General features: G+C 65.3%; 26 protein-coding genes. 23 read left to right on the plus strand and 3 right to left on the minus strand.

From position 1 onward, the window contains the following. Nucleotides 1–10: 10 nt before the first annotated feature. The 22 genes from ACLNGM_RS10030 (at nucleotide 11) to ACLNGM_RS10135 (ending at nucleotide 21229) form a co-directional block, all read left to right on the plus strand. Complete coding sequence (locus ACLNGM_RS10030) at nucleotides 11–193, plus strand: hypothetical protein (protein WP_416358217.1); 183 nt, start codon at nucleotides 11–13, stop codon at nucleotides 191–193. Then, a complete protein-coding gene (locus tag ACLNGM_RS10035) occupies nucleotides 193–1491 on the plus strand; it encodes a phage portal protein (protein WP_416358218.1) in 1299 nt (432 codons plus the stop codon). The genes ACLNGM_RS10030 and ACLNGM_RS10035 overlap by 1 nt, the downstream gene beginning before the upstream one ends. After that, the gene (locus ACLNGM_RS10040; protein ID WP_416358219.1) at nucleotides 1481–2167 is read left to right on the plus strand and encodes an HK97 family phage prohead protease; all 687 of its coding nucleotides are present in this window, start codon (nucleotides 1481–1483) and stop codon (nucleotides 2165–2167) included. The genes ACLNGM_RS10035 and ACLNGM_RS10040 overlap by 11 nt, the downstream gene beginning before the upstream one ends. Before the next feature lie 28 nt (nucleotides 2168–2195). Then, nucleotides 2196–3578, plus strand: a complete 1383-nt coding sequence (locus ACLNGM_RS10045; RefSeq protein ID WP_416358220.1) for a phage major capsid protein — start codon at nucleotides 2196–2198, stop codon at nucleotides 3576–3578. A 94-nt stretch (nucleotides 3579–3672) separates the two neighbouring features. Next, a complete protein-coding gene (locus tag ACLNGM_RS10050) occupies nucleotides 3673–4086 on the plus strand; it encodes a hypothetical protein (protein ID WP_416358221.1) in 414 nt (137 codons plus the stop codon). A gap of 86 nt (nucleotides 4087–4172) precedes the next feature. Further along, entirely contained in the window at nucleotides 4173–4889 is a 717-nt protein-coding gene (locus ACLNGM_RS10055) for a hypothetical protein (protein WP_416358222.1), read from the plus strand. 2 nt (nucleotides 4890–4891) lie between these two features. Next, nucleotides 4892–5503 (plus strand): hypothetical protein, encoded by a 612-nt coding sequence (locus tag ACLNGM_RS10060; RefSeq protein ID WP_416358223.1) that lies wholly within the window; start codon nucleotides 4892–4894, stop codon nucleotides 5501–5503. Further along, nucleotides 5500–5838 carry a hypothetical protein gene (locus tag ACLNGM_RS10065; protein ID WP_416358224.1) on the plus strand — a complete coding sequence of 113 codons (339 nt, stop codon included), beginning with the start codon at nucleotides 5500–5502 and terminating at the stop codon, nucleotides 5836–5838. The genes ACLNGM_RS10060 and ACLNGM_RS10065 overlap by 4 nt, the downstream gene beginning before the upstream one ends. Further along, nucleotides 5835–6488, plus strand: a complete 654-nt coding sequence (locus ACLNGM_RS10070; protein WP_416358225.1) for a hypothetical protein — start codon at nucleotides 5835–5837, stop codon at nucleotides 6486–6488. The genes ACLNGM_RS10065 and ACLNGM_RS10070 overlap by 4 nt, the downstream gene beginning before the upstream one ends. Continuing rightward, entirely contained in the window at nucleotides 6488–6883 is a 396-nt protein-coding gene (locus ACLNGM_RS10075; RefSeq protein ID WP_416358226.1) for a phage tail terminator-like protein, read from the plus strand. The genes ACLNGM_RS10070 and ACLNGM_RS10075 overlap by 1 nt, the downstream gene beginning before the upstream one ends. Nucleotides 6884–6892: 9 nt before the next feature. After that, nucleotides 6893–7129 carry a hypothetical protein gene (locus ACLNGM_RS10080; protein WP_416358227.1) on the plus strand — a complete coding sequence of 79 codons (237 nt, stop codon included), beginning with the start codon at nucleotides 6893–6895 and terminating at the stop codon, nucleotides 7127–7129. Between the two features lie 92 nt (nucleotides 7130–7221). Next, nucleotides 7222–7677, plus strand: coding sequence for a hypothetical protein (locus tag ACLNGM_RS10085; RefSeq protein WP_090964622.1), 456 nt, complete (start codon nucleotides 7222–7224; stop codon nucleotides 7675–7677). Nucleotides 7678–7784: 107 nt separating this feature from the next. Then, the gene (locus ACLNGM_RS10090; protein WP_416358228.1) at nucleotides 7785–8144 is read left to right on the plus strand and encodes a hypothetical protein; all 360 of its coding nucleotides are present in this window, start codon (nucleotides 7785–7787) and stop codon (nucleotides 8142–8144) included. A 723-nt stretch (nucleotides 8145–8867) separates the two neighbouring features. Next, the gene (locus ACLNGM_RS10095) at nucleotides 8868–11771 is read left to right on the plus strand and encodes a phage tail length tape measure family protein (RefSeq protein ID WP_416358229.1); all 2904 of its coding nucleotides are present in this window, start codon (nucleotides 8868–8870) and stop codon (nucleotides 11769–11771) included. Next, entirely contained in the window at nucleotides 11720–15025 is a 3306-nt protein-coding gene (locus ACLNGM_RS10100) for a hypothetical protein (protein WP_416358230.1), read from the plus strand. Before ACLNGM_RS10095 ends, ACLNGM_RS10100 begins: the two co-directional genes overlap by 52 nt. Then, nucleotides 15022–16560, plus strand: coding sequence for a hypothetical protein (locus tag ACLNGM_RS10105; RefSeq protein ID WP_416358231.1), 1539 nt, complete (start codon nucleotides 15022–15024; stop codon nucleotides 16558–16560). Before ACLNGM_RS10100 ends, ACLNGM_RS10105 begins: the two co-directional genes overlap by 4 nt. After that, nucleotides 16557–17447 (plus strand): hypothetical protein, encoded by an 891-nt coding sequence (locus ACLNGM_RS10110; RefSeq protein WP_416358232.1) that lies wholly within the window; start codon nucleotides 16557–16559, stop codon nucleotides 17445–17447. Before ACLNGM_RS10105 ends, ACLNGM_RS10110 begins: the two co-directional genes overlap by 4 nt. Beyond that, on the plus strand, nucleotides 17444–18550 hold the full coding sequence (locus ACLNGM_RS10115; RefSeq protein ID WP_416358233.1) for a hypothetical protein: 1107 nt from the start codon (nucleotides 17444–17446) through the stop codon (nucleotides 18548–18550). Before ACLNGM_RS10110 ends, ACLNGM_RS10115 begins: the two co-directional genes overlap by 4 nt. Continuing rightward, nucleotides 18550–19734, plus strand: a complete 1185-nt coding sequence (locus ACLNGM_RS10120) for a hypothetical protein (RefSeq protein WP_416358234.1) — start codon at nucleotides 18550–18552, stop codon at nucleotides 19732–19734. The genes ACLNGM_RS10115 and ACLNGM_RS10120 overlap by 1 nt, the downstream gene beginning before the upstream one ends. Nucleotides 19735–19736: 2 nt before the next feature. Beyond that, entirely contained in the window at nucleotides 19737–20384 is a 648-nt protein-coding gene (locus ACLNGM_RS10125) for a hypothetical protein (RefSeq protein ID WP_416358235.1), read from the plus strand. A gap of 3 nt (nucleotides 20385–20387) precedes the next feature. Then, nucleotides 20388–20879 (plus strand): hypothetical protein, encoded by a 492-nt coding sequence (locus tag ACLNGM_RS10130; protein WP_416358236.1) that lies wholly within the window; start codon nucleotides 20388–20390, stop codon nucleotides 20877–20879. After that, on the plus strand, nucleotides 20879–21229 hold the full coding sequence (locus tag ACLNGM_RS10135; RefSeq protein WP_416358237.1) for a DUF1353 domain-containing protein: 351 nt from the start codon (nucleotides 20879–20881) through the stop codon (nucleotides 21227–21229). Before ACLNGM_RS10130 ends, ACLNGM_RS10135 begins: the two co-directional genes overlap by 1 nt. A 3-nt stretch (nucleotides 21230–21232) precedes the next feature. Here ACLNGM_RS10135 and ACLNGM_RS10140 read toward each other — a convergent pair whose 3' ends face one another. Next, nucleotides 21233–21433 carry a hypothetical protein gene (locus ACLNGM_RS10140; protein ID WP_416358238.1) on the minus strand — a complete coding sequence of 67 codons (201 nt, stop codon included), beginning with the start codon at nucleotides 21431–21433 and terminating at the stop codon, nucleotides 21233–21235. A 93-nt stretch (nucleotides 21434–21526) separates the two neighbouring features. Here ACLNGM_RS10140 and ACLNGM_RS10145 point away from each other — a divergent pair, with 93 nt between their 5' ends. Continuing rightward, nucleotides 21527–23860 carry a polysaccharide deacetylase family protein gene (locus ACLNGM_RS10145; RefSeq protein WP_416358239.1) on the plus strand — a complete coding sequence of 778 codons (2334 nt, stop codon included), beginning with the start codon at nucleotides 21527–21529 and terminating at the stop codon, nucleotides 23858–23860. Nucleotides 23861–24341: 481 nt separating this feature from the next. Here the strand turns inward: ACLNGM_RS10145 and ACLNGM_RS10150 are convergent, their stop codons facing one another. Both ACLNGM_RS10150 and ACLNGM_RS10155 read right to left on the minus strand, forming a co-directional pair. Further along, on the minus strand, nucleotides 24342–24536 hold the full coding sequence (locus ACLNGM_RS10150) for a hypothetical protein (protein ID WP_416358240.1): 195 nt from the start codon (nucleotides 24534–24536) through the stop codon (nucleotides 24342–24344). A gap of 567 nt (nucleotides 24537–25103) precedes the next feature. Beyond that, nucleotides 25104–25352, minus strand: a complete 249-nt coding sequence (locus ACLNGM_RS10155) for a DUF6894 family protein (RefSeq protein ID WP_416358241.1) — start codon at nucleotides 25350–25352, stop codon at nucleotides 25104–25106. Nucleotides 25353–26443: the final 1091 nt, after the last annotated feature.

Raw genomic sequence — 26443 nt, forward strand, 5'->3', positions numbered from 1 at the left:
CTCCAACCGCATGGGGAAGACGATGTTCGCCCTGCGCTGGGCCTTCACGACGGGTCTTCGCGACGCGATCGGCCTCACCGGGGCCGGTTCGATCGTCTACGGCGTCCATCTGATGCACGCACCGTCGGCATTCCTGGTCGGCGGCGCGATGATGGTGTCCGTCGCGGTCGCCGCAGCTCGGAAATCCGCCTGATGGGGGGCATTTTCGGGCTCTTCGCGGGGTCGCGGGAGCAGAAATCAGCCTCCGGCACCTCCTACGGCGCCGTCGACGAGCTTTGGGGCGCCTTTCTCGGCTCGCGGCCGACTTCGAGCGGCGTTTCCATCACCTGGAAGCGCGCCTTGGAAGTGACGACGGCGCTTCGATGCGCTGCGATCGTCGCGGAAGGCATCTGCTCGGTCCCGTTCAAGCTCTATCGGCGCGAGAAGGACGGGAAGGGCCGCTGGTCACGCGTTGAGGCACGTGACCATGCCCTCTACGACCTCATCACGGCAGCGCCGAACGATTTTCAGACGAGTTTCGAGCTGCGCGAGACGCTCTCGATGCACACGCTCTTCTGCGGCAACGCCTACGCCTTCGTGAACCGCGTCCGCGGGGAGGTCCGCGAGATCATCCCTCTCGAGGACGCCTCCGTCGAGCGCTTGCCGGACTGGTCGCTCGAATATCGCGCTACCAGTCCTGGCGGCCAGCTCGAGGTCTTCGGCTCGGATCAGATCTGGCACCTGCGCGGCCGCTCGTGGAACGGCTACAAGGGTCTGGAGACCATCCAGCTCGCCCGCGAGGCCCTTGGTCTCGCTGTCGCGATCGAAGAAGGCCAAGGAGCGATCCACAAGAACGGCGCGCGTCCGGGCGGCCTTCTGTCGATCGAGGGCACGCTTGATGAGCCGGGCTTCAAGCTTTGGCGAGCGCTCATCGACAAGCAATACGTCGGCCGGGTCAACGACGGCAAGGCGATGATCCTCGATCGCAACGCCAAGTTCACGCCGCTCCAGTTCTCCGCTGCCGACGCGCAGACGATCGAGACGCGCCGGTTCCAGATCGAGCGGATCTGCGAAGCGTTCGGCGTCCTTCCAATCCTGGTCGGCGCCGGGGACAAAAGCGCGACCTATGCGTCGTCCGAGCAGATGTTCCTGGCCCATCTCGTCCACACGGTGCGGCCCTGGCATCGCCGGATCGAGCAAAGCGCTGATCGCTGGCTCCTTACGAAGAAGGAGCGCGAGGCCGGCTACTACTTCGGCTTCGTCGATACGGAGCTGCTGCGCGGCGATCACAAGGCGCGCGCTGAATACTACCGGGCCCGGTGGAGCATGGGCTCCATGACCGGCAATGAAATCCGTGGCTACGAGGACGAAGCGCCCCTCGACGGGCTGGATCGCCCTTGGGCACCGATGAACTCGGCCCCGATCGGCGCCGATGGCCAGCCTATCCTGCCGCCGAAGGCCGCGCTGGCCGCCGATCCGGCCCCAGAAAAGGACGATCCGGATGCAGATTGACCACCATCAGGTCGGCTTCGAGGTCAAGTTCGCCCAGGATTCCGCCGACGGCACGTTCAGCGGTTACGGCTCGATCTTCGGCAACGAAGACCTTGGCGGCGATATGATCGTGAAAGGGGCCTTCACGCAGACGCTGCGCGACTGGAAGGCCAAGAAGAAGCTGCCGAAGATGCTTCTGCAGCATGGCGGCTTTTTTTCGTCCTCGGACATGGTGCCGATCGGCCGGTGGACCTCGATGGAGGAGGATTCCAAGGGCCTCGCCGTCGAAGGCAAGCTGATCGCGCTCGACACCGATATCGGGAAGCGCGTCTACGCCGCCATGAAGGAAGGCGAGCTCGACGGCCTGTCTATCGGCTACCGCGCGAAGGAATATTCCTGGGGCACGAAGCCCGAGGAGCCGAACCGGACGATCAAGAAGCTCGACCTCCACGAGGTCAGCGTCGTCCTCTTCGGCATGAACGACAAGGCGCTCGTCGAGGACGTGAAGTCCGAGATCGACGGGCTCAAGACCCTCTCCGATTGCGAGAAGTTCCTGCGAGAGGCAGGCCACTTTTCGAAGAAGGCGGCCACCGACTTCCTGTCGGTCGCCGCACGCATCGCACGGCGCGAGGCTGGGGCGAGCAAGAGCCTGGACCGGCTCCTCGAGACGATGCGCTCGATCAACCGTCCGAACTGACCTCGATCCCACAAAACAGGAGGCCACGATGGCCGATATCGAAACCGTGCTGGCGGACGTTCAGCGCGAGGTGAAAGCGTTTGGCGACAACACAGCCGAACTCCGAAAGTCTCTGGAGAAAGACCTCTCCGACGTCCGCAAGATGGCCGAGGACGCTGGCAAGAAGGCGGCGACCGATCCGGAGGTTCGCAAAGATCTGGACGCACTTTCGCGCGGCGTCGAGGAAAAGCACATCGCGCTGGAAGCGCAGGTCAAGAAGATCCTCGACGAGGCGAAGGCCGGTGTCGACCGCCTTGATGGCTTGGAGAAGCGTCTGAACCGGCCGGGCGCTGGCGGCGCGGCCGGCCAGAAGACCCTGGTGGACCAGGCGATGGAGTTCAAGCGGGTGGCGCTTGCCCGCCGCGGCGAGCTGAAGTCCACCACGATCCTGACGCCCGACAGCGTCAATGTCGACGAGTACAAAGCCTACGAGGCGACCTTCGGGCGCATGATGCGCAAGGAAATGTTCGAGCTGACCGGCGACGAGCAGAAGGCTATGTCGGTCGGCTCCGATCCGGACGGGGGCTACCTCGTCCCGACGGCCGTCTCCAGCCGCATCATCACGCGCGTCTACGAGACCTCGCCGCTCGACGAACTGGCCACGCACGAGACCATTTCGACGGACGCGATCGAGATCCCGATCGACACCGACGAGGCGGGTGCCGGCTGGGTTGGCGAGACCGAGGCGCGCCCGGAAACCTCGACCCCGCAGGTCGGCGTTCAGCGCATTCCGGTGCACGAGCTCTATGCGAAGCCCAAGGTGACGCAGCAGCTGCTCGAAGACGCCGGCGTCGACATCGAGGCGTGGCTCGGCCGCAAGGTCGCCGAGAAGTTCGCCCGCATGCGAGCGGCCGCCTTTGTGACCGGCAACGGCATCAAGAAGCCGCGCGGCATCCTGACCTATGCGGCCGGCAACAACGGCGTGCGCGGAACGATCGCCCAGATCCCGTCGGGTGCACCGACGACGCTGACGCCGGACGGCCTCATCGCGCTGATGTTCGCGCTTAAGGACCGCTACCTTGCCAACGCGAACTGGCTGATGAAGCGCGGCACCGTCGCTCAGGCGATGCTCTTCAAGGACGGCCAGGGCCAGTACATGTGGCGTCCGGGTCTGCAGGAGGGTCAGCCCTCCATGCTGCTCGGCCACTCGATCCGCCGCGCCGACGACATGCCGGGCGTTGCCGCCGGTGCCCTGCCGATCGCATTCGGCGACTTCCGCGCCGGCTACCTCGTGGTCGACCGGCTCGGCATCCGCGTGCTGCGCGATCCGTACTCCTCGAAGCCCTTCGTCGAGTTCTACACGCGCACCCGTGTCGGCGGCGACGTCGTCGACTTCGAGGCCTTCGCTACGCAGGTCATCGCGACCAACTGATCGGTTCGCTTACCGACCGGCCGCTTCAGAGCGGCCGGTCGATCGCGGCGAGCCGCACGGCGCGCCAGTCCTTTCCGCAGCACTGGAGACTCCCATGCGCGACATCGCTTCCCGCTTGGATTTCAAGCCCGGCCTGACCCCGGCCGCGCCCATCACCGACAACACGCCGCTCGTGTCCCGAATCCTCGACCGCATCGGCTACGAATCGGCCGCGTTCGTCGTGATGACGGGCCAGCTCGTCGATGCCGACGCCACCTTCGCGGTCACCGTCGAGCATGGCGATGCGGCGAACCTGTCGGATGCGACGGCTGTTCCTGCCGACCAGCTCAACGGCACCTTGACCGGCGCGTCGTTCAATTTCGCGGCCGACGATACGATCCGCAAGATCGGCTACGTCGGCGGCAAGCGCTACGTGCGCGTCACCATCACGCCGGCTGCCAACAGCGGCAACGCGTTCATCGCGGGCCTCTGGGTCCTCGGTACGGCGAACCTCAAGCCAGTCGCCTGACCCGCCAGTGCAGGCGTCGTACGCGGCGCCTGCGCTTCATCCTCCGAACTGGCGCGGTCGATCCGTCCGCCCTGAAAGGAAATGCCATGGCCAAGACCGGCATCGTGCTAGAATCCTTCCGCTACGCCGCTGACGGCGTGAACGTCGAGACCCTCGCAGTGGGACGCGTCCTCAGCTTCCCCGATCTGATCTTCGGTGGGCTGAAGGATGACGGCTTCGTGGAAGCCTCCGACCTGACGCCTGAGAACTCAGTGTCCGAGGCTGAAAGCCGCGACGCGGCCGGCGCCGACGGACCTGGCGGCATCGTCGCAGAGATCCGCGACCGCCTGAAGGTCGCCTCGGATCAGGAACTGAAGGACATCATTGCCCGGCGCGGCTTCCCGGTGTCCGGCAACCTCGTGCATGCCGAGCTCGTCGCAGCGGCCGTCGAACAGCTCCGCCTCGAGACCGAGGGGAAGACGCCCGTGCGAGGGGTCGACCCGAACGCCGGCGTCACCGAGCAGCCGCTTGCCGCGCCCGGCGCTCCCACGCCGCCTTCGGCAGTCCCGACCGTCGAGCAGGCGCTCTCGACAACGGGTCAGAACACGGTGCAGTCCGGTCAGGACGGAAGCAGCGCTTCCGAAACCGCCGAGCCCTCCGCTGCCAACGGCGCGAATGAAGGGGCGACCGACGGCCCTTTGCTCGAAGGTGAGATTGCCGCTCCGGCTACCGCCGAGAACGGCGAGACCGCGCCGGAAGCCGAGACCGACGAACCGGCCGTCGAGCCGCGCACGTCCGGCCGTCGCCGCGGGACGCGCGCCTGATCATGCTGCGCCTTCTGATCCCGGCAACCGACCGCAACCTCCTCTCGATCGAGGAACTGAGGTCGGCTGCCGGTGTCACGGGCGCTGAACAAGACGCCGAACTCCGCCGTCTTGGTCTCCAGGTTTCCGACATGATTGCGGCGGCATGCCACATTCCTCGCGCTGGTGTGTCGCCGCCGACCTTGTTGCGTGAGACGCTGGCGCAGACGTTCGACGCTTGCTCGCAGCGCCCGCTGGTCCTGTCCCGCCGTTTCGTTGAGCTCGTTTCGGTTCAGTCCGAGGCTGACACGATCGATCCCGATACGGTCGAACTGGATTTCGCCAGCGGCATGATCCTGCGGCTTGGTGACGGGGTCAGCCCCGCTCGGCCGCTTCGGATCGTCTACAATGCCGGCTTCCCCGAGACGCCGACCGACGTCGCCTACGCCGCGATCCTGGCGGTACGCGAGTTCTGGTCGGCCTCCTCCCGCGACCCGCTTCTTCGCGCCGAGGCGTCGGACGATGTCGGGCGATTGGAATATCAGGTTGGGGCCAGCAACCGGGGCGGCGCATCGCCACTGCCGACGGCAGCGCTGGCGCTTCTCTCCCCATATACGTCGGTGGCGGGGGTATGAGCTTCGCGAAGTCCTATCGCAGGATGTTCGATCGCTTCGGTCGGCGGGTTTCAATCGAGCGCACCGTGGCCAACGCCGATCCGCTCATCGCGCTGAACGTGCGCGCTCGTTTGACCGAGGCTCGTCCGATCGAAGTTGCCGGCGGTGTGACGTCCACCGAGCGTCGGGTGCTGATCCTCGCAGAAGACGTCCCGCCGACGCTGTGCCCGCTACGCAAGGGCGATTACGTGGTGGTGGACGGTCTGCGCTTGCGGTTTACCGACCGCCCCGACGATCAGACCCGTCGCGACGGCGAAACCCTGATCGCCTTCGAAGGCTGGGCCGCCGGCGGATGAAGATCGACCCTTTCAACAAGCAGGTCGCGGTATTCCTAGCCGACCTAAAATCCCCGAAGGCGCGCTCTCAGCGCCTCGCGCAGGTCGCGAAGGAGGGGATCGCCGACATTCGGGCGCGGAACCGGGCCGCCATCGGCTCCGATCCGACGCCACAGGTCTTCGTCGACGGCCACGAGGGCGCCCCGCTGGAAAGCGTGCGGCCTGAAGGCGTGATCGTTGCAAACTTCAATCCGTTGCTGGCCGCGCTGGAATGGATCGGGGAGCAGCTGCTTCTGGTATCGCCGCGTCTGACCGGCAAATATCAGCGGAGCCACGTTCTCGAGATCGACGGGGCGCCGTGGGACGGCATCGGACCGATGCCCACCGGCGAGCGCTTCGTTTTTATCAACACGACGCCCTACGCCCGCAAGATCGAACCAAAGGAGCGCATCGTCCACCGGCGCGCGCTCTACGGCGATCGGCGGCGTTTCCACAAGGACGTCTATCACGACTTCGGCCAGTCCGATCAGGCGCCCGACGGCGTCTATGCGGCCATTGCGGTCACGGCCGACATGCGGTTCTCGAACATCGCGAATATCCGCTACTCGATCAACAACTTCCGCGAGGAAACGGGTCTGTCGCACCCGGCCATCATCGTGAGGCCCTACTGATGGCTGACCTGTCGGTCGTCCAGGCTGTCGAACGTCGGATTCGCGCGAGTTTCACGCGCTGCCCGATCCTCGTCGAGAACTCCAACGAGGAGACGCCCGAAGATGCTGGGCCGTGGCTGCTGATCGATTTCCCTTGGTCGCAGTCCGAATGGGTAACGGCGGACGAATTCGAAGAGCGAGGCGGTTTTCGCGTCATGCTTTCTGTGGTGGCCGGCGTCGGCACACACGAGGGCCGCGCGTGGTTGGAAGAGATCGCTACGCTGTTCCGCGGTCAGTCCTTCGAAGGAGTTCAGTGCATGGCGCCCCAGTCGCCCGTCACGAGCGATCGAAACGACGCGGCCGGCTACTTCCGCCTCGAGATCACCGTTCCCTACCAGACCATCATCATCGGATAGGAGGCCCTTATGGTCCATGTCGCCAACATCTCGCACATCGTCCAACGTCTGACGGACAAGGCCGGAGAGGTCCACGAAATTGAGCCGGGCGAACACGCCAACGTCGACGTCGACCGCGACAATCCTCACGTCGAGGCGAAGGTGACCGCCCGGCTGATCGAGCTGGGCGGCAACGAGCGCCAGGCGGCGAAGGCCGCGCGCGAGAAGTCCCCCGTCACGGCCGGCGCCGAGAAGCCCGCCGAATAGCGGCACGCCGCTCCCGCATCTCGCATCCCGCGAGACCCATGGCCGCCCTCTGAGGCGGCTTTTTCTTTGCCATCGTCAGAAGGAACAAGGTCATGGCGAACAACCCCTTGCCGGTCGCGCGCACGCGCATCTCGATCGGCGGCCCGACGGCCGACTACACGCAGACGGCGCTCGCGGCGGACACCTACAAGAAGATCGGCGGCGTGCGCTCGGTGCCGGGCACCGGCGACACCTACCAGTCGATCACCGTCGAAGAGGTCGAGGACGCTCGCGCCCGGTTCGCCAAGGGTACGGCCAGCGCCCAGGCGATGGACATCGTCTGCTCGCGCCGTGCGACCGACGTCGGCCAGATCGCCTGCCAGGCGGCCGCCGACAGCCTCGCGTCCTTCAATTTCAAGATCGAGGAGCCGAACGCCGACGGCACATTCTCGGTCACGTACATCTCGGCCCTCGTGATGGGCAAGCCGCGTGGCCGCGGCGGTCCGAACGACACGCAGACGGTGACCTTCACCCTGCAGCCGAACGAGGCCCCGATCGAGGTCGTCTGAACGACCTCCTGAACTCTCTCGCGAGAGACGGGCGGGCGGCGTTGTCGGGGCGCCGTCCGTCCACCCCCGATCCCCGGCACCATCCATGAACCCGACAGGATCCTCCGATGTCTAAGCAGACCCTCTCCGCCGGTGTCGCCATCACGCTCGGCGATGAAGAATACGAGCTCAAGGCTTCGCTGAAGGCAGCGACGGCCGTTTCCAACCGCTTCGGCGGATTTGCCAACGCTCTTGCGGCCGTCGCCGGCTCCGATCTCGCCGCCATCCAGTTCGTGGTGCGTCAGGGCGTGCCGCTCCGCGATATTTCCAGCAAGGACCTCGACGAGGCGGTCTGGCTGGCCGGCACGCGCCATCTGATGGGCGACGTCATGAGCTACGTGACCCGCCTCGCCAACGGCGGCCGCGATCCGGACCTCGAAGGCGAGGAAGCCGAGAAGGCCGAAGAGGGCGCCGAGGGAAACGGCTAATCACGCCTGAAGAGGCGCTGGAATCGACCTACCGGGCGGCGATCTTCGCGCTGCCCGGCTGGTCCGACGACGCGATCGTGGATTGCGACCTTCTCAGGCTTCATGCCGCGATCAAGTCGGCGAACGACAGAATCGCGTCCGACTGGCGCCAGCGGGCCCGGATCGCTGGGCATGACGTCCCGGAGCCGGAAGACGAGACGGAACCGCAGACGGACGAGGAGTTCAACGCGCAGTTCCGGCAGACGCTGGCACGCTTTAGGCGCGCTGCCCCTGCGCCGTAAGGGACGAAGCTGTCGAGGATCTGCTTGTCATCTAGCTCTCAGCACCCTTTGAGGCGGCCATCGACACCGTAGGCTGTTGGGTCACGAAACCCGCTTGCCTCCTTGAGGCGAACTTTCGCCAAGCGCTGTTCGCACTCTTCGATGTACTCGCGAGCTGCTCTTTCCGCGGCAGCTTTGGCATCTGCTGGCGCTCGGGCGGCGCGATCGAAACGGTCCATCAACACGAAGTACGCCGCCGCTCCAATTAGCACGACGCACGTCACCCCTATCAGGAAGCTTCGAGGGCTGGGCCTTTCCTGGCCTTCGCTTCGTTGCGCATGATTGGGATCGTACATCATCACCTCCAGCGTGTGGCGTTCTATCCGCCACGGCCATCGCTTGGTGTCCATAGTTCAGAATGCAGCGAGGCGCTCGAAAGAGCGCCTTTTTCTTTTGAGGCCTCATGAGCAACCAGACCATCACGACTGCAACCTTCCGAGCCGAAGAGCAGGGGGTCGAGCAGACCGCTGCCGCGCTGGGAAAGCTGCAGGGTGCGGCTGGGGGCGCCGCGAAGGCGACGGACGATTTCACGCGTTCAACCGATACGTCCGCGAAGAAGATCGGCACCATTGAGCGTGAGGTCGATCGCCTCCAGCGTCAGCTCGCCGGCGCACCGGCCGCCTGGACGGCCTATGAGCGCGGAATGCGTGCAGCTTCGAGTGGTCTGGAAGCCGGCAAGCTCACGGTCGCGGAGTATCAGCGCTCCATCCAGCAGTTACAGCAGCAGCTTCAGCGTGTCGTTGCGCCGCAGTTGCGCATGGATGTCGATACCTCCGGTCTGGCCGAGATGCTGGGCGCCACGCAGAAGGTGTCTGCGGCAACGCGTCAGGCGACGAACGATCTTCTTCGTACCGCTCAAGCCAAGCAACTTGCGGATGCGGAGCTTGCTCGTGGACAGGAGGCGCTCGCCCGTGAGACGGCACGCTACTCCGCCGAGATCGAAAACCTCCGCGCCGCTTACGATCCCGCCTACGCCTCGGCCCAGAAGCTGAACAGCGAGCTGGAAGGCTTGGCTCGGCTGGAGCGGGAGGGCATCCAGATCACAGGCGGTTATGCCGCCGCGATGGATCGGCTTGTCGAAAAGTACGATGAGACTGGCCGGGCCGCGCGACAGGCGCTTCAAGCGCAGGCCGACTTCGTCCGCCAGGCCCGCGAAGCGCAGATGCAGGCGAACGCGGCGATGGACGCCCGCCGCTCGGCCGAGGAGGGGCAGTCTCGATACACGGCACCGGCGTCGTTCGGGGTTGCGGGGAAAGGGAGCAGCTGGCTTGCGAACCAGCCGGACGGGCTTTCTCGATCGGCCAAGGAAAGCGCGTCAGTCTTCGAGGAGGAAGCGCGCGCCGTCGCCCAGTTGCGTGCCGAGATCAACCCGCTCGGCGCTGCCTTCGAGAAGATGACGGCGCAAATCGCGACCTACGAGGACATGGCTCGTCGGCAGGTAATCACGTCCGACGAACTCGCGCTGGCGACAGGTCAAGCTCGGAAGGCTTTTGACGATACCGCGAAGGGACTGCCCGACCTCAACGGCAAGGTGAAGCTCACCGCCGAGCAGATGCGCAACCTCGGTTACCAGACCAACGACGTCGTGACGATGTATCTAAGCGGCTCCAGTCCGTTCCAGATCATGGCGACGCAAGCCGGTCAGGTCATTCAGGCCCTGCAGGATGGTCCGGGACTGCGCGGATCGTTGACCGCGATCGGCGACATGGCGAAGGGTGCCCTCAGCTTTATCGGGCCGGGCGGTTGGGTCGTGGCCGGTCTGACGGCCGCTGCGGCTGCAGCGACCTTATTCGGAACGCGCGCCGAAGATCGCATGGAGCGCGCAAACAAGGCTGCCGAGGGCTTCGGGAGGACGCTCGCGGACATCCGAAACAGCAATGCCGGTCTAGCGGACACCATCGAGCAGATCGCTGCGTCCGCTTCTAAGCTGACGCCCGGTGACGCCGCGAACAAAATGGCCGCCGACATCAAGGCACAGCAGCGTGCCATCGAAGAAGCGCGTCAGGGTGCTGCTCAAGCCGCCCTGAGCACTGGCGGCGGCATGCGCGAACTCTTCGGCCTTGGGGGAAACCTCATGGGTCGTGACGACCTAACACAGGTCGGTTTGGCAAGTTTGACAGACGGTTTTCTCCGTGGATCGAAGACCGCGAAAACGCTTCGTTCCGAACTGCTCGCCCTGCAGGCTGCGGGGAGGGTGCCGAACTACCTCAAGGAAGCGGTCGACGGCGTACTCGCCTTTGCGAACGCGGCGGCCGAGGCCGGCGGCAACATCGAAGGGTTCGAGAAGGCCCTCCGCCGCATGAAGGTCGAGGCGTCCCAGTTGCGGATGGACAAGGCCTTCGACGGTCTGGGAGCGATGCTGCCAGACGTCAGCGAAGTGCAGAAGGTCGAGCGCGCCTATCTTGCAGCGCTGGCGAGCATTAACCAGTCCATCGGTTCTGATAAGGCCCTCGATCGCGACGGCTTGCGCGAGACCGCGCGGCGTCAGCGTGACCAGGCGCTGGCCGAACTGTCCCGGCCCGCGAAGGAATCGCTCAAGGCGGTCCAAGACAGCCTGAGCAATCTCGATCTTTCGCCGCTCCAGCGGCAGATCGCCGAGACGACGCAGGAGTACGATCGTCGGATCGAAGCCTACAAGCGTTCGACGAACGACGCTGCCGGACTGGCGGACCTCCTGAAGGAGAAGGAGGCGGCGCTCGGCATCGTCCGCACTGAAGCCAGTCGCGCGGAAGATGCCCGCCAGGCCGCCTACAAGCTCCAGCTCGCTTCGATCAACGACGTGACGGCTGCGCAGCGCGCGGCGACCGCTGGCCAGCAGGCTTACAACGAGGCCGTCGCAGCAGGGCAGACCGAAGCCTATGCTCGCGACCGGCAAGCCGAAGCCGCCACTCTGTCCATGGCCGAGGCGCGCCAACTGCTTTCCGAGGCCGGTCGCCAGCAGACCGAAGCAACGCAGCGGCAGATCGAACAGGCGCAGCTCGAGTACGACCTCGTTGGCAGGTCCGCAGGCGAAGTCGCGCGTCTGCGCACTGAGTTCGACCTCCTCGCCCAGGCGAAAGATGCTGCTCGCGCAGCTGGCTTCGATGAGGCGCAGGTCCAGCTGACGGACGAGATGCGGCGCCAGGCAGCCGAGGTCGGCCGCCTGACGGAGGCGACGCAGCGTTTGAACTTCGACGCGATCTCCTCTTCGATCGTCAGCAGGCCACGCGCTCGCCCGAAGATCAGCAGATCGCCGAGCAGCTCCGCGCGATCGGCGTGGATTTCGAGAGTGCGCAGGGACGGGCTGACGCGGCGCAGCTGCGCCTGAACAAGCGTCTTCATGAGACGAACGACGCGCTTTACGAGATGCGCGACGCTGGCAAGGCTGCCATCCTCGACCTCATCGATTCCATCGGCTCTGGCGAAGACGCGCTCGGCGCCTTCGCGAACGCTTTTGCCGGTCTCGGCCGGCAGATGGCTGCCTCCGGCCTCGACAAGATCATGGACGCGCTTCTCGGCGGTTCGACCGCCGGCGGGCGGACGGCTGCAAACGACAACCGGTCCGGAGGTGGGATCGTCGGAGCCATTGTCGCGGCAGTGACCGGCAACGTCCCAATTCCGACGTCACGCCCTTCCAACTCGAACATCCCGGTTCCGACCCCGAGCCCCGGCTACCAATCGCCGTCCTACCCCTACGCCGACAAGTATTCGGTGCCGGCACTCACCAAGGCGACGGCGAGCTTGGATGCGGCGGCCAAGGCGATCCGGACGATCGAGAGCGGATCGGCCGCGGGAAACTACAGTGCGCTGGGACCCATCACGCGCACCGGCGACCGTGCCTACGGCGCCTATCAGGTGATGGGCGCAAACATCCCGCAGTGGTCGAAGCAGGCCATCGGCCGTGTCGTCTCCAACGTCGAGTTCCTTGGCAGCAAGGAGATCCAGGACGCGGTGTTCAAAAGCCGCTTCGGGGACAACTACGCTGCCAAGTACGGCCTGGTCGGCGCTTCGCAGGCGTGGTTCGCCGGTGAAGGCGGGATGCGGAACCTCGGCGCAAAGGACGTCGTCGGGACCTCCGTCAGTGCCTACGGGTCGAAGTTCAGCTCGCTGCTGGATAAGCACAGCGGCACGGACACCAACGATCAGAAGATCGTCGCCAAGGGCGTGAGCCAAGGCTTGGAGGACTACCAACGCAAGCTGGGCCCGGAGAACCATGCCGCCGGCCGTTTCGATCCCGGTGGAGCGTCTTCCGCGACGGGTGGCCTATTCGGTCCCCGCGGGCAGGCGGGCATGCAGGTGCTAGGCGCAGGGCTCGGCGCTTTTGGCGCGGGCTACCAGTCCGGCTCGCCCGTCTCTGGCGGCATCACGGGCGCGCTCGGAGGCTACCAGGCAGGCGGCGCAATCTCGACCGCTCTCAACATCGGCCCGATGGCAGGCGGCGTCCTCGGGGTCGTCGGCGGTGCCGCGCTCGGCATCCTCGGTGGCATCCTCGGCGCCCGGAAGCAGCGTGAGCAGGCGCACCGCGACAAGGCCGCGAAGTGGGAGGAGCTGCGTCCGCAGTACGAGGCCTTCGACAAGTCGCTGTCCGGTGACGGCAACGGTCAGCTGCGGCAGTGGATCACGACGCAGAAGGGGCAGCTCGACCAGTACATGAAGGTGGGCGGCGACGCCTGGAAGTACGGCTCCGGCAACTCGTCGGCGCAGTTCGCGTCGACCGGGACCAAAATGTACACGCGCTTCATGGAGATGATGGAGGAGTACCGCGAGGGCTTCACCGACATGGTCGAGGACCTCACCTCCGGCGAGGGTCTCGGCGGCGCGTTCGCTAAAGGCCGGGCGGCGACCAAGGACCTGAAGAAGCAGATCAAGGACATGATCGACGACGTGTCGATCGCGTTCAACTCGAACGATATCGGCGTGCCGACCTCAGCGGAATGGGATGCCGTCTCAAAGGGCTGGGAAGAGCAGCGGAACAAGGCGATCGCGGACGCCAAGAAGGCAGCGGGCGAATATTCCCTGTCGCTGCTCTACACAGCAGAGACGACTTCGGACGTCGAGAAGAGCCTCGACGGCTTCCGCGGCACGGCGGCCGGGCTGCAGAAGGTGCTCACCGATCTCGGCTGGACGGCCGAGGCGGCAGCGACCGACATCGACGACCGGCTGAAGCAGGCGATCGCCAAGATGGGCGAGACGTTCACGGACGGCTTCCAGGCTCAGATCAACGATCTGTCGGGCCTCAGTTACCTCAACGACGCGAAGGACCTCCTGAAAGCCCGCGACACCGCGATGAACGATGCCAAGCTGCTCGGCGTCGATCCGGAGATCGTGTCCCGCTGGTTCAAGCTGGCAAGCCAGGATCTCGTCGACGGCTCTGAGCTCGTAGGCTCGGCCTTCGACGACCTGATCAAGGCCTTCCCGGAACTCTCCGGCGTCGTCCACGCCTTCACCGGTGCCACGCGCACGCAAGCTGAAGCTGCTCGCGCTGCCCAGCAGGCTTACTCGACCGCCTACGAGGCCGCGCGATCGCAGATCCAGAGCGTCTACCAGACCGTCCTCAGCTTCCGTGACGGCCTCCGGTCCTACCAGGACCAGCTGAAGGTCAGCGACAGCTCGACCCTCAGCCAGGCGGACCAGGTGCGCGAGGCGCAGCGGATCTATGACGAGACGCTGGCGAAGGCGAACGCCGGCGACAAAGAGGCCATGAACGGGCTCACCGGCGCGGCCGGCGACCTCCTGTCCAAGGCGAAGGACTATTTCAAGTCGAGCCCGGAATACGTCGCCATCTTCGAGAGCGTCAGCGCGTCGCTGAAGGCGGCCGAGGGCAAGGCGACCGATCAGCTGTCGGCCATGGAGCGCTCGGCGTCGTGGCTGAAGGACATCGCAGGCTCGAACCTCGACATCGCCAAGGCGGTCGCCGACCTCGGCGCATCGCTGAAGAACCTCAACGGCAGCCGCCAGTGGGGCGCGATGGCCGACCAGAACAAGGCGATCTGGAAGGACCTGCAGTCGCAGGGCATCGACTACACCGGCAACTTCGGCGGCGGGCAGTTCCTCGACTGGGTGAAGACGCAGCTGCCGTCGCAGCAGGCGGTGATCAACGCGATCGTCGCCAAGTGGAGCGCCGTCTACGCGCCGAAAGCTGCCATGCGCTTCGGCGGGATCGTCGGCGCCTACGCGGGCGGCGGTGTCGTCGGCAACGGCATCTGGGACCGCGACAGCGTGCTCGCGCGCTATGCTGGCGGCGGCGAGATCGCGCTGGCGGGCGGCGAGGGCGTCATCAACGCCTCGGCGATGAACAAGCCCGGCGTCGCCTCAATGGTGGCACGCCTCAACCGCGGCGTCCCGGATCCCTATCCGCGCACCGAGATGCTGCGCCAGCAGGCGGCCAACGTGAACGCCGAAGGGTCGTTCGCCTCCCGCGGTGACATGCGCGAGGTGACGGCACGCCTCGACCGGATCGTCGACACGCTGTCGGAAGGCTTCGGCGGCTCGATCGAGGCGACCAACCGGCTGTCGAGCAACGCGCAGCAGTCGGCCTATGCCGCCCGGCGCGCGGCGATCAAGGCAGGGAAGGCCGCATGATCATCCTCGTCGAGATTGACGCCGTCGACGAGGTGTCGGGCGAGGCGATGACGCTGCGCTTCGGATCGAAGCCCTACGTCACCAAGCCGACCGACACGCCGGCCAATGCGGTGTTCCGCTCGCGGCTCAAGGATCCGGGCAACTACGAGCGCCACCTGTTCGGCGAGGGCCGGACCTACGGCGCGAGCGAGGTGGGTGTCGGCGAGGTGGTCCTGAACAACGCCGACGGCCGCCTCGACGTCTTCGACCGCCTCGCGCTCGACGGCCGCGAGATCCGCATCTGGTCGGTGAAGCGATCGAACAGCCCGTGGGCTTCGCGCGAGACGGTTCTGATCGGCACGATGGATCAGGCGAGCTTCACCGGTCGCGAGGTGCAGGTGCGGCTGATGGATCGGCTCGAGCTTCTCCGCGAGGCGATCCAGCCGCTGGCCTATCTCGGAACCACGACGAGCGGCGGCCTGACGGTCGCCGAGGGGAACGTCGACCTGAAGGACGTGAAGAAGCCGATGCTGTTCGGCAGGGCGCTTTCGATCTCGCCCGTTCTCGTCGACCAGTTCGACAACGTCTACCAGGTCGCGAGCAACGCGCTCGCCGTGATCGAGAACGTGCGCGACGGCGGCGTGAAGCTGCAGTTCAAGCAGGACTATCCGACGCTCGCCGCGCTGAAGGCCGCCAGCATGGTCGGCGGTCAGTACGCCACCTGTCTGGCGCTCGGCCTCCTGCGTACCTACTCGCGCCCCGACGGCACGCTGACGGTGGATGCGGCGGAAGGTGCGACGATCGCCGATCGCTCGGCCGCTCGCATCGCCCGGCGCATGCTCGGCACGCTGGCGCCCGTGAACGCTGCGACCTTCAACGCGCTTCACACGGCGAACCCGGCCGAGTGCGGCTTGTGGATCGCGCAGGGCGAGACGACGGTGCTGGCGGCGGCGACGACGATCCTCGGCTCGGTCGGCGGCTGGCTGCTGCCGGACCGCTTCGGCAAGTTCTCGACCGGGCGCCTGGAACTGCCGGCCGGCACGCAGACGGCGGCTCTGACGCGGAATCGGATCATCGATCGCGGCGAGGGCTTCGCCCGGCTGCCGACCAACGATCCGGGCGAGGGGATGGCGGCGAAGAGCCTGACCGTCCGCTTCGGGCGAGCCTACACGACGTTCTCGGAAAGCGACCTGAAGGAGGTCGCGAGCGATGACGCGTTCCGCACCTTCGCGAAGGAGGAGTGGCGTCAGGTCAAGGTCGAGGCCGCGGAGACGGCCGCGCTGCACCCCCGCGCGATCGAGATGCTGTTCGAGACGTGCCTCGTTTCGGAGACCGACGCGCGCGCCGAGGCGAACCGGCTGCTGGCGATCTACCGCGCGACCCGGCGCCGCTTCCAGATCGTCCAGGCCAGCCCGACCGTCGCCGGCGTCGAGCCCGGCGACTGCGTGACGCTTCAGGTCAACCGCTACGGCCTCGACGACGGTCGCCTTATGCGTGTCCTCGGCATCGCTCCGACCTACGGCACCAACCTCACCACGCTGGACGTCTGGGCATGAACGATCCCCGCATCCTGAAGCTGTTCTACGACAACAAGTCGGACCCCGCCTACGCCGGTCGGTTCGGCCAGATCCCCGGCGCCACCCTCTCGGGCGGCTCCTGGGTCATCCCGCTCGCCAACCTGCAGGATCCCGAACTCGGCCTGATCGCTCGCACCGCCTCGGCTGACACGGACGACGCGCGCTTCACGATCACCTTCACGAACCTCGCGAAGCTGTCCGCCTTCTTCCTCTGCAACACCAACCTCAGCGTGAACGCCCGGATCCGGCTGGTGGGCTACTACGAAGCGGCCCGGACGGAACTGTCCTTCGATCTGACCTTCGACGCCTATCCCGGCATCGGCTTCACCGAGGAGCTGGAATGGGAGGACGAAAACTCCTGGGACGGCAAACCGCTCAGCAAGGACCTTGAGGGCCTGACGCAGAACGCCTGGACGGTGTTCCCGGACGACGTTCGCGCGTCGGTGCTGGACGTCCAGATCCTCGACGAGAGCAATCCGGACGGCTTCATCGATCTCGGCCGTCTTCTGTGCATGTCGGGCTGGCAGCCGGCGCGCAACCCGCTGCTCGGCAGCTCGCTCGGGATCGAGACCGACACGACGGCCGAGAAGTCCATGTCCGGCGCCGAGAGCTTCGATCGTCGCGAGCCGTTCCGGGTCTACCAGCTGAACTACGGCTACCTGCCCGAGCAGGAGACGCTGGATCGCGGCCTCGAGATGGCCCGCCGCATCGGCATCGACGGCGAGGTCTTCGTCGTCAACGACAGCCGATCGGTGAACCTGCACCGTCTCAGCTTCCTCGCTCGCCTTCGCCAGCCGCCAGCGTGGGAGCGGTCCGCGCCCCGCATGGCGAACATCGCATTCCAGTTGAAGGAACGTCTTCCATGAGCCTCACCACCGACCAGGAAGACGCGGCCGGGCGGCTCGATCTCGTCAACGATAGCCCGTTCGACGAGATCAACAACCCCTACGGCCTCTCGCGTGGCGGCAACAGTCGCGGCGTCTTCGTGCGGGCGCTCCGGGACTTGGTGACGCTGGTCCGCGCGGCGGTCGGCTTTGCCGAGACCGCGACGACGCAGGCTTCGAGCGCCACCGCAAGCGCCAGCGCGGCAGCTAGCAGCGCGACGCAGGCGGCGGCAAGCGCGGAGCGGTTCCAGGGGACGTCCACTTCCAACGTGACGCCGGGGCTTGGCAGCCGTACCTTCTTCACGCAGACGAACAAGGCCTTCACGATCGGCACCAACCTGCTGATCCAGTCGCGTGGGCAAATCGCCTCGTGGATGTTCGGCAAGGTCACCGCCTACAACTCGTCGACCGGTTCGCTGACGGTCTCGGTCGAGGCGGTCGGCGCTGCGACGGCGCGCACCGACTGGGATATCCTCGTCACCGGCGCGCGCGGTATCGTCGGGCCCGACAGCTGGGCGTCGCCGGTCGCGTGGGATGCCGGCGTGACCTATTCGGCCACGCCGCCGCGGTCGACCGTCACCTATGACGGCGAGACCTACGTCGCGACGGTGACGCATACGTCGGGGGCGACCTTCAACGCTGCGAACTGGATCAAGATCGCGGCGCGCGGCACGCAACTGACGAAGGCGACCGGCACTGACCTGCGCGCGCTGACGGACGACGCGGTCTACCTGACGCCGAAGGTCATGGCCGACGCCATGAAGTTCTTCAACACGGGCGCCAGCACGACGATCACCCCGGACTTCGGGGAGGCCTTCAACCGGGTCTATCTGATGGGCCTTAACGCGACGCTCGGGCAGCCCCTCAACATGAAGGACGGCGAGCCGATCGTCCTCTACTTCCTGCAGGATGCGACGGGCGGCCGGACGCTCTCGTTCAACGCGACCTATCACAAGTTCGCCGGCGGCATCGTGCCGACGCTTTCGACGGCGCCGACCGCCGTCGACCGCCTGTCGGGCATCTGCCGTCAGCGTAGCGGCGGGCTTGTCGTCGAATGGGGCTCGCTCGAGCGGGACCTGAAATAATGCTGCCGTTCTCCAACCTCCTCGGGACGATCCCGATCAACACGGCCGACGGCGGCCACGTCGTCTACGAGACGCCCGGCACTTACCAGTGGATCTGTCCGGCGGGCGTCTTCACGGTCGCACTGCTGGCCGTGGCCGGTGGCGCCGCCTACCTCGCTTCGCAGAGCGGCGGCGGCGGCGGCGAGCTTCGCTGGAAGAACCGCGTCCGCGTCGAGCCGGGGCAGGCCTATGATGTCGTCGTCGGCGCGGCTGGCGGCGTCACCAGCTTCTCATTCGCCGGCCAGACGTTGCTCCTGGCTAATCCGGGCGTCGGGACGGTCGGCGGATCGGGCGGTATCGGCGACGGCGGGGGTCACGGCGGCACAGGCGGGCCGACCAACGCAGGCGGTCAGGGTGGCGGCGGCGCGGGTGGTTACAGCGGGCCGGGTGGCAACGGCGGCAGCACGAGCGTGGCTGCTACTGCCGGTCAAGGTGGCGGCGGTGGTGGCGCCGGCGGGGCATCCGGTTCCGGTTCGTCTGGCGGCGGCGGTGTCGGCAAATGGGGTGAGGGGCCAAGCGGGGCGGCCGGACCAAGCGGAACGGCAGGCAACCCTGGTATCGGCGGTTCCTACGGACAGAGCGGTCAGCAGCTTTCGACAGGTGGAAGCACGACAGACCAGGGCGGTTTCTACGGCGGCGGCGGTGCGCGTCATGGTCGCGGCGGCAAGGGCGTGCTGCGCATCGTCTGGGGTAAGGGCCAGGACAACGGTGGGCGCGCGTTTCCGTCGAGCCTCGTCGACAGCGCCGAGGGCCATCAGGGCAACGCGACCGCGCTCTATTCGCTCTCCGACGCGAGCGGCAACACGGGCACTTCGGAAACCAACATCCCCGCGCTCTACGACGGTGATCGATCGCAGACGACAACGCCCGTGCCGCTGGTATCTACCGCGGCATTCCCCGTCGTCCGCATCCGCTTTCCGGAAGGCGAGCGCGCCTTCTTCGGGTTCGTCTTCCAGAGCAACGTGCAGACCACCTGGAGCTATCGCATTCGCAAAGACGGCGTCTGGGGTAGCTGGCTGGGAACGGTGAATACGACCGGCGACACCATACGGAACAACAACTTCAAGGGTGACGCGATCGAGTTCCGGCGCGACAACTACAGCGCCTTCAACATGTACGAATTCGCGCCGTTCTACAGGGATTGACCATGGCACAGGCACAGAAGATCGACGGCGAATGGCGCAGCGTCTCGGGAGGCCCGGTTCGCTCGATCGTCGAAGGCGAGGAGGTCGTCGCCTCGTTCGAAACCATCATGCTGTGGTCAGAGGACGAGCGGGAGGCCTTCGGCGTCTTCCCGGTGGGCGAGGGCGATCCGGTGCCGGCCGGCAAGCGGGTCGTCTCCTCGCGCATCGTCGACCGGAACGGCCGTCCGGTCTGGCTCAGCCTGTTCGAGGACGAGCCGGCCGAGGACGTCGGCGCCGCGATCGAGGCGGAGAAGGTGCGCCGGATCGAGGCGGGGTTCCCGTTCCTCGGCAAGGTCATCCAGAGCCGCGCCGAGGACCGCGAGAACATCGCCGGCGCGAAGTCGGCCGCGCAGGACGCCAAGCTTCTTGGCGCCGAGACGGGCGAGCTGTCCTGGCAGAAGCGGCTCGACGCCACGAAGGGCGCGGAGGTCTTCGCGTGGATCACGCTCGACAACTCTCTGCTGCCGCTCGATGCCGACGCGATGATCGCGATGGGCTACGCCGCCATGCTTCACAAGCAGCGGCTGATCTTCGTCGCGAAAAGCATCAAGGATCGCATCGCCGCGGGGGAGGCAATCGCCGACGTCACGGCCGACGCGCTCTGGGGGTGAGCCATGGCGGGCGAGCGATACAAGCGCATCGCGCAGCCCGGCGACTGCAAGCCGGGCCTGCAAACGGGCGACCATGACGGCTGGCTGCTGCTCGACGGGCGCACCATCACCCGGAAGGCCTATCCGCAGTTCTTCGCCAAGCTGAAGATCGTCGGCGACGAGGCGGTGCTGCCGGATTCTCGCGATCGGCTCCTGATTGGCGCCGGCGGCAAGTTGAAGGTCGGGGAACGGAGCGGCTCGTCCACGCTGACGCTGACGGCTGACCATCTGCCGGCGCACAAGCATGCAACCGATAAGGTGGCGACGGCCGCCACAGCGTCGCAGAAGGCGATCCTGACTGGCGTCGGCCTTGGAGACGTGACAAAGCCGCCGACGACGTCCGTCGTCGCTGGCGAAGCTCAGACGGGCTCGACAGGGGCTGGGAAAGCGATCGATCTTCCGACCCCGCCGCACTTGGCGCTTGCCCTCTTCGTCTTCACCGGCCAGGGCGGCTGATGGGCGCCTACACCGACGCGCCGATTGTCTTCGAGCGGCTGGATGGCATCCGCTATCGCCAACACGGCCGCACGAGCTGGGAGCTCGGGCACAAGGGGTCCGGCCACTGGGAGCATGCCGAGGACGGCACGGTCTTCGACGTCTCGATCCCGTGGGCGCTGCGCTGGATCTTCGACCCGCGCGACCCGCGATACCTCAAGGCGGCCGCGCTCCACGACGAGCTGCTGCGCCGAGGCTTCGACCGCGTCACAGCGGCCGGTGCGTTCAATGAGGCGCTGAAGGCGGACGGCGTGTCGGCTGCGCGCCGCTTCGCCATGACCGCGGCGACGGCATTCTACCGATGGACCTGACGCTCACATGTCGTCGAGGGCCCCGCGTAGGTCCGCCAGTTCCTGAAGCACGCCTGTCGGCAGGTTGCGCTGGCGGGCGAGAGCTTCCGCTTTCTGCAGCTTCGCCATGACTTCGTAGCGGTTCGGCATTTCGGCAATCAGAACTGAGATGATGAGGCGCAGCCCATCGATCCACTCGCCGAGTTCGTCGATCTCTTCCCGCATGGGGATCCTCCTCATCGCGCAACGCCCAACCGAACATCGTCACCGGCCGCCTTGTGCGGCCATTTCATTTTCCGAAGGGGAGCGCTGCTCAACATGGCCACGGAAACCGTCCAGATCGCCTTAGACCGCAATTGGAAGCTCATCTCAGGGGCTGTCGGCGGGGCGTTGCTTGCTCGTACTCTGAGCCAGTTCGACGCACAGTTCTACGTCGGATCTAGCGCACCGAGCTCGACTGAGGTGAACAGGCGCGCGACCTCCGTCTTCCGGGTGGCTTCCCAGGCAGATAAGGTCTGGGCACGCTGCGCTCGCGCTTTGAGCGATACCCTTCAGGTCACTCGGGTCGTGGACGCTGGAAATCCGGCGCTTCCGAACCCTCAACCTGTCACTCTATCGAACACAACCATCCCGGCCGGCGCCGAACCCCTTTCTGCGCTTGGTCAGTTCGTTGGGCTCGTTGAGGGCGACGAGGTTACTGGCATTAGCCCAAACGACGGTCGCGTCTTGCTCTCGCCCGACCGGACGGGGCTTCTGGTCGGTCGTTCATCGCGTGCGGACGGGACCTTCGACCTCACGGTAAGGATCCGCAACACGCTCGCCGAGCCGAACCGTCGATCGGTCACGCTCACTATCTCCCTCGGCGCGGGTGGTGGTGGGGTTACGCCGCCGCTCACCGCCGCGATCTACGGCCTCGTCACCAAGACGGCGGACGGTTCGGTCGGCCAGACCTACACCGGCCCCGCTTGGTCGGGCATACAGTGGTATCGGGAGACGCTTGCGAAGCCGAAGACCCGCACGGCCATCGCCGGGGCGACGTCCCGCAACTATGTGGCGACCGCCGACGACCTGAACACGCGGCTCGTGATGGGCGGCACCGATGCCGGCGTCGCCAAGTTCGCGACGACGTGGGCGATCGTCCTTCCGGCCCCGATCGTCATCGAGAGCTTCGACAGCACGGCGAACTTCCTGACGACCACAGCTGGCAACCCCGCTCTGTCGATCGACACGACTGAGAAGGTGCAGGGCACCGGCTCGCTGATCGCGGCCTCGCAGGGCGTCGGCAATCGCCTGATGAAGTCGATCGGCCCGCTGACTGCGATCCCGGGCGTCGGCAACCTGGCCGGCCTTGGCACACTCGCCTGGCTGGCAGAGGAGCTTGATCCCTACAGCGGCAAGAGCAACGAGAACACACTGCGCCTCGACCAGACCGGCAGCACTCCGGCATCCGGTGGCAGCATGACCGGCGCGAACAACGCCAACGTCCACAAGGGCAAGTTCTGGAACAGCGTCCGGCCGGATCAGCTTGCCTTCCTTCAGGCTAAAGACCCGGCGCAGGCCTGGAAGTTCTCGTACGATCGGTCGTCTTCAACCGCAGCGCCGCAGGCGCAGAAGGTTCGCCTCGACGCGATGGTCGCCAAGGCCGACTGCCGCTCCAAGCTGCTGCTGCGGTTCGACGACGGCTATCGGATCGATGAAGTGATCGCCGAACTGGTCAAGCGAAACATGCGGGCAACAGCCTACATTCCGTCGCAGAAGATCATCACCGCGACGAGCTCGAGCATCATGCGGTGGTCTCACGTCATCGAGGCGCAGGCTGCCGGCATTGAGATCCAGGCCGATGGCACGCCGACCGACGGCAGCATGGTTCTTGGCGCCGCGAACCCGGCCGAGGCGGTCGCGCTGCTCAAGCAGTGCCGAAGCGAGATCATGGCGAACGTGCCGGGGGCCGACCCGCGGCACTTCTGCTATCCGAACGGGCATACCGACATCTACTTGGCGAACAGCCCGAACCCCGCGCCGGACCACCGCACCTATGCGGATGCGGCGACGGGATCGAGCGGATCGGCCAGCATCACCGGCATGGTGACGTCGAAGATGACGGGAATGGCGAACGGTATGAAGGTCGGCGGCTTCGGCGTCCAGCCTGGCACGACCGTCCAGGCGTTCGACTCGTCCGCCGGCACGATGACGCTCTCGCTGCCGCTCACCGCCGCACTGTCGTCGATCGCTGTCTGGGATGACAGCCATCCGTTCTTCCTGGACAAGCTTCAGGACGCGATCCGAGCGGACGGGACGTTCTACACCGGCAGCACCGTCACCGTGGACAGCTTCCACTCGCGGTTCGGGTTCGCTGGGCGCGCGCTCCTACGCCCTGCGGGGTCCATGGCGAACGGTGGTGTCGGCAACGCAACGCCGGAGCAATTGGCGGCGAATGCGATCGCCCGAATGGACGCCGCGATCGCGCGGAAGGAAAGCCTCGAGTTCTACCTCCACCAGGTACAGGAGGGGGCGACCTTCATCCACACGCCGCTGTCGACCTTCATCACCTTCCTTGATGCTGTCGTCGCTCGTCAGGATGCCGGTCTGATCGACGTCGTGACGGCGAGCGAGCTTTGGGCGGTCGACGGCGGCGCCAGCTTCCCGGCCTGACCCTCGCCCCCTGCTTCATCTGAGCGCAACCCACCCGGTCGCAGTTGCGAGTCCGGCACGCTCTTCGCGTCGAGATCAATCAAATGCTTCATGCCAAGGTTCACGCAAAACGCGTAACACCTAGACGGGTACAATTTAAACGCTAGAGGGGGTTCGAAATATGGTATGACGCACGAACGGTCGAAGGCACTTCAGCCTTCACCAACGGTTGGGGTCACCATGTTCCTTCCGGATGAAGACGACACGATCCTAAGTGCCGCCCGTAAGCGACTCTACCTGAAAGATGCAATGCGCCGGTGGCCATGGCTGACCATCTTCGACTGCCTGGATGTGCAGACGGAGGAGCAATTCATCTCTGCGGTTCAACGCGGGTCGCCAGGGGCGGCCGTTGATACCGCAGCAGAGGTCACTCTTTGGATGCGTGGAAAGACGTTCTAGGAAGCCGCCTGGCAAGATCGTCCCTGTGGAGTCACCAGCGTGTTCAAAGGCTGGGATCGGCATCCGGCTGAAACCGCTTCTCCAGTTCGTTCATCAGCTTGACGACCCGTTCGCATTCCTCGAGCGACATCCTAGCCATGTATTCGCCAGATAGGGGCTGAAGGTCACCGCCTTGATGATCAACGACGTCCCAGAGGCCGCTGCCGTAGTGACGGATCGCATAACGAGCATCGGACACGGCGCTACCCCTCGTCCCGCTCGTTAAAGCGATCCGCCCGGAATAAGCGGGGCCGGACGGATCTTCGCGTCGAGCCCGTAGGAGACGCAGCACGACGCGATGCCGACAGAACGCGCTTTATTATGGACACTGTCAACGTAGCCAAGAAAATTAGGGCCGGAGGTGCGGTTTTGTGCTATCCACGGCAATGACAGAACACCTGGACGAACGCGACGTCTTGCCTCGGCTATGGTACCGTGCGGCAACAACTTCGCATCTTGAGGACAAGAAGTTGTTCCTCGAAGCTGCGAACCTCATCATGCAACTGCGCAATCTCTATGGGTTTGCGCAGGGCGTCGACGAAAAGGTCGCTTTCCAGCTTGGCATCCGCCCGAAGCTAGGTGACAGCTAAACGCCGCACTCGATCGGCTTAGAAGTGCGACCCGCTCGACCACGCTAGGTGGGGCCGAGGATCGAGCGGATCTTCGCATCAAGCCTGTAGGAGACGCACACGGCGCGATAGATACAGGACGCGCTTCATCCAAGGCGGCGTCAACTTCAGATCATAGGGAGGGCAATCGCCGATAATCAGATGGAAGCGGCCTGGGGAATGAGGTCCTTTGCCCACTCAACATGAACGACCTCGCCCTTCTCATTGCAAACCTCGACTTTGGATGTGACCGGGAAAGCTCGTCCAAATCGAAGCTCTTCAACGGCGACGCCTCTGCAGTCGGCCCGTGCTTCGAGCATGGCGTGCTCGAGGTCCGCGAGCTCGGTGCCTTCGGTGTCAGGAACAGACCGGTTATCGATGGTAAGGCGAAAGAAAAAGCGGGGCATCAAGTCACCTCTAACGCGCTGGATCCAAACCAACGTGAGGCCTGCGGTGATGTGCCGTTTCGCTAAAGCCTAAGTGTGCAGCCGGCCATAGTTAGGTGCCTCGTCAGAGTCACCTGCGTATTCATCTGGTGGGAGGCGACCCATCCGGTCGGGATGGCGAATCCGGATGGGTCTTCGCGTCGCGGCGGTTGAGACGTCGCGACGCGATTAGATGACGACATGCCTGCTTCTGCGCGTATTTGCCCTACGCTTCTACGGTAGGATCCCGACGCGTTTAGAACAGCCCACCAAACAGGTTCACCATCGTCATCGCTATGATGGCAATTGGTAGGCCAAACAGAAGGGCATATAGCCCACGCTGAGTTCCATCTCTCGGCGTGCCGATCGCCTGATTGGCGGTGATCGCTGTAGGTTTAGGCTGCGGATGACGCAGGCGCCTACGCGAGGGACTTGTGGGCTGGTTGCCCCCATCGTCGTTCCAGACATCGATCGAACCGCTGTCAGCGAATGGAAGCTTTGTTCTTGGCATATGGATATTTCGCGCTGGGCGAGTGATCTTGTCACGCGGTTGCGTGGAAAACCCAGAGAGTTGAGATGGGCTTGAGCCCGTCTATTGGACGAGCCTTAGGAAGATGGCTTGTTCCAGGCGATGCATCGATCTCGCAATGCCTTCTGAAGCACCTTCTGCTGCGCCTTTGCGGAGTAAGCTTGGTAGCATGCCCCCGTCCGATACGAGGACGGAGGAGTCAAAGGCGCAGCCATTGCGTTCATGAACGCGTCATAGACGCCGATTGGTCGGGGCTCATCGGCCGATGGGAGATCTGGGAGCGTCGTCGCGTCCAGGCGTTTCCGGTAGATACGCATTTCAGACACCCTTGCTCTAGAGTGATAAAAGTCGCGCCGATGACCTCGGTGATTACAGAGTGTGTGATTAACTCCAATGACGGTGGCGATCATCAATCGCTACATCGAATTGGGTTGGGTATGCGGTTAGTTCAATGCCTCGGAAATAATTGATTACGACGAGTAAAATCCGTTCGGCTGGGGGAATATATATCTAAATAATCGGGATGATGGAACAAAGATGCATA

This window comes from Aureimonas phyllosphaerae (assembly GCF_047943035.1).
Taxonomy (GTDB): Bacteria; Pseudomonadota; Alphaproteobacteria; order Rhizobiales; family Rhizobiaceae; genus Aureimonas; species Aureimonas phyllosphaerae.

Excerpts from the sequence above, each read along its gene's own strand:
- ACLNGM_RS10110 (WP_416358232.1), top strand. The coding sequence starts at position 16,557 with ATGAACGATCCCCGCATCCTGAAGCTGTTCTACGACAACAAGTCGGAC.
- ACLNGM_RS10035 (WP_416358218.1), top strand. The coding sequence starts at position 193 with ATGGGGGGCATTTTCGGGCTCTTCGCGGGGTCGCGGGAGCAGAAATCA.
- ACLNGM_RS10145 (WP_416358239.1), top strand. The coding sequence starts at position 21,527 with ATGGCCACGGAAACCGTCCAGATCGCCTTAGACCGCAATTGGAAGCTC.
- ACLNGM_RS10115 (WP_416358233.1), top strand. The coding sequence starts at position 17,444 with ATGAGCCTCACCACCGACCAGGAAGACGCGGCCGGGCGGCTCGATCTC.
- ACLNGM_RS10055 (WP_416358222.1), top strand. The coding sequence starts at position 4,173 with ATGGCCAAGACCGGCATCGTGCTAGAATCCTTCCGCTACGCCGCTGAC.
- ACLNGM_RS10095 (WP_416358229.1), top strand. The coding sequence starts at position 8,868 with ATGAGCAACCAGACCATCACGACTGCAACCTTCCGAGCCGAAGAGCAG.
- ACLNGM_RS10140 (WP_416358238.1), bottom strand. The coding sequence starts at position 21,433 with ATGCGGGAAGAGATCGACGAACTCGGCGAGTGGATCGATGGGCTGCGC.
- ACLNGM_RS10090 (WP_416358228.1), top strand. The coding sequence starts at position 7,785 with ATGTCTAAGCAGACCCTCTCCGCCGGTGTCGCCATCACGCTCGGCGAT.
- ACLNGM_RS10045 (WP_416358220.1), top strand. The coding sequence starts at position 2,196 with ATGGCCGATATCGAAACCGTGCTGGCGGACGTTCAGCGCGAGGTGAAA.
- ACLNGM_RS10080 (WP_416358227.1), top strand. The coding sequence starts at position 6,893 with ATGGTCCATGTCGCCAACATCTCGCACATCGTCCAACGTCTGACGGAC.
- ACLNGM_RS10065 (WP_416358224.1), top strand. The coding sequence starts at position 5,500 with ATGAGCTTCGCGAAGTCCTATCGCAGGATGTTCGATCGCTTCGGTCGG.
- ACLNGM_RS10075 (WP_416358226.1), top strand. The coding sequence starts at position 6,488 with ATGGCTGACCTGTCGGTCGTCCAGGCTGTCGAACGTCGGATTCGCGCG.
- ACLNGM_RS10040 (WP_416358219.1), top strand. The coding sequence starts at position 1,481 with ATGCAGATTGACCACCATCAGGTCGGCTTCGAGGTCAAGTTCGCCCAG.
- ACLNGM_RS10155 (WP_416358241.1), bottom strand. The coding sequence starts at position 25,352 with ATGCCCCGCTTTTTCTTTCGCCTTACCATCGATAACCGGTCTGTTCCT.
- ACLNGM_RS10105 (WP_416358231.1), top strand. The coding sequence starts at position 15,022 with ATGATCATCCTCGTCGAGATTGACGCCGTCGACGAGGTGTCGGGCGAG.
- ACLNGM_RS10120 (WP_416358234.1), top strand. The coding sequence starts at position 18,550 with ATGCTGCCGTTCTCCAACCTCCTCGGGACGATCCCGATCAACACGGCC.
- ACLNGM_RS10125 (WP_416358235.1), top strand. The coding sequence starts at position 19,737 with ATGGCACAGGCACAGAAGATCGACGGCGAATGGCGCAGCGTCTCGGGA.
- ACLNGM_RS10030 (WP_416358217.1), top strand. The coding sequence starts at position 11 with ATGGGGAAGACGATGTTCGCCCTGCGCTGGGCCTTCACGACGGGTCTT.
- ACLNGM_RS10070 (WP_416358225.1), top strand. The coding sequence starts at position 5,835 with ATGAAGATCGACCCTTTCAACAAGCAGGTCGCGGTATTCCTAGCCGAC.
- ACLNGM_RS10060 (WP_416358223.1), top strand. The coding sequence starts at position 4,892 with ATGCTGCGCCTTCTGATCCCGGCAACCGACCGCAACCTCCTCTCGATC.
- ACLNGM_RS10050 (WP_416358221.1), top strand. The coding sequence starts at position 3,673 with ATGCGCGACATCGCTTCCCGCTTGGATTTCAAGCCCGGCCTGACCCCG.
- ACLNGM_RS10135 (WP_416358237.1), top strand. The coding sequence starts at position 20,879 with ATGGGCGCCTACACCGACGCGCCGATTGTCTTCGAGCGGCTGGATGGC.
- ACLNGM_RS10085 (WP_090964622.1), top strand. The coding sequence starts at position 7,222 with ATGGCGAACAACCCCTTGCCGGTCGCGCGCACGCGCATCTCGATCGGC.
- ACLNGM_RS10130 (WP_416358236.1), top strand. The coding sequence starts at position 20,388 with ATGGCGGGCGAGCGATACAAGCGCATCGCGCAGCCCGGCGACTGCAAG.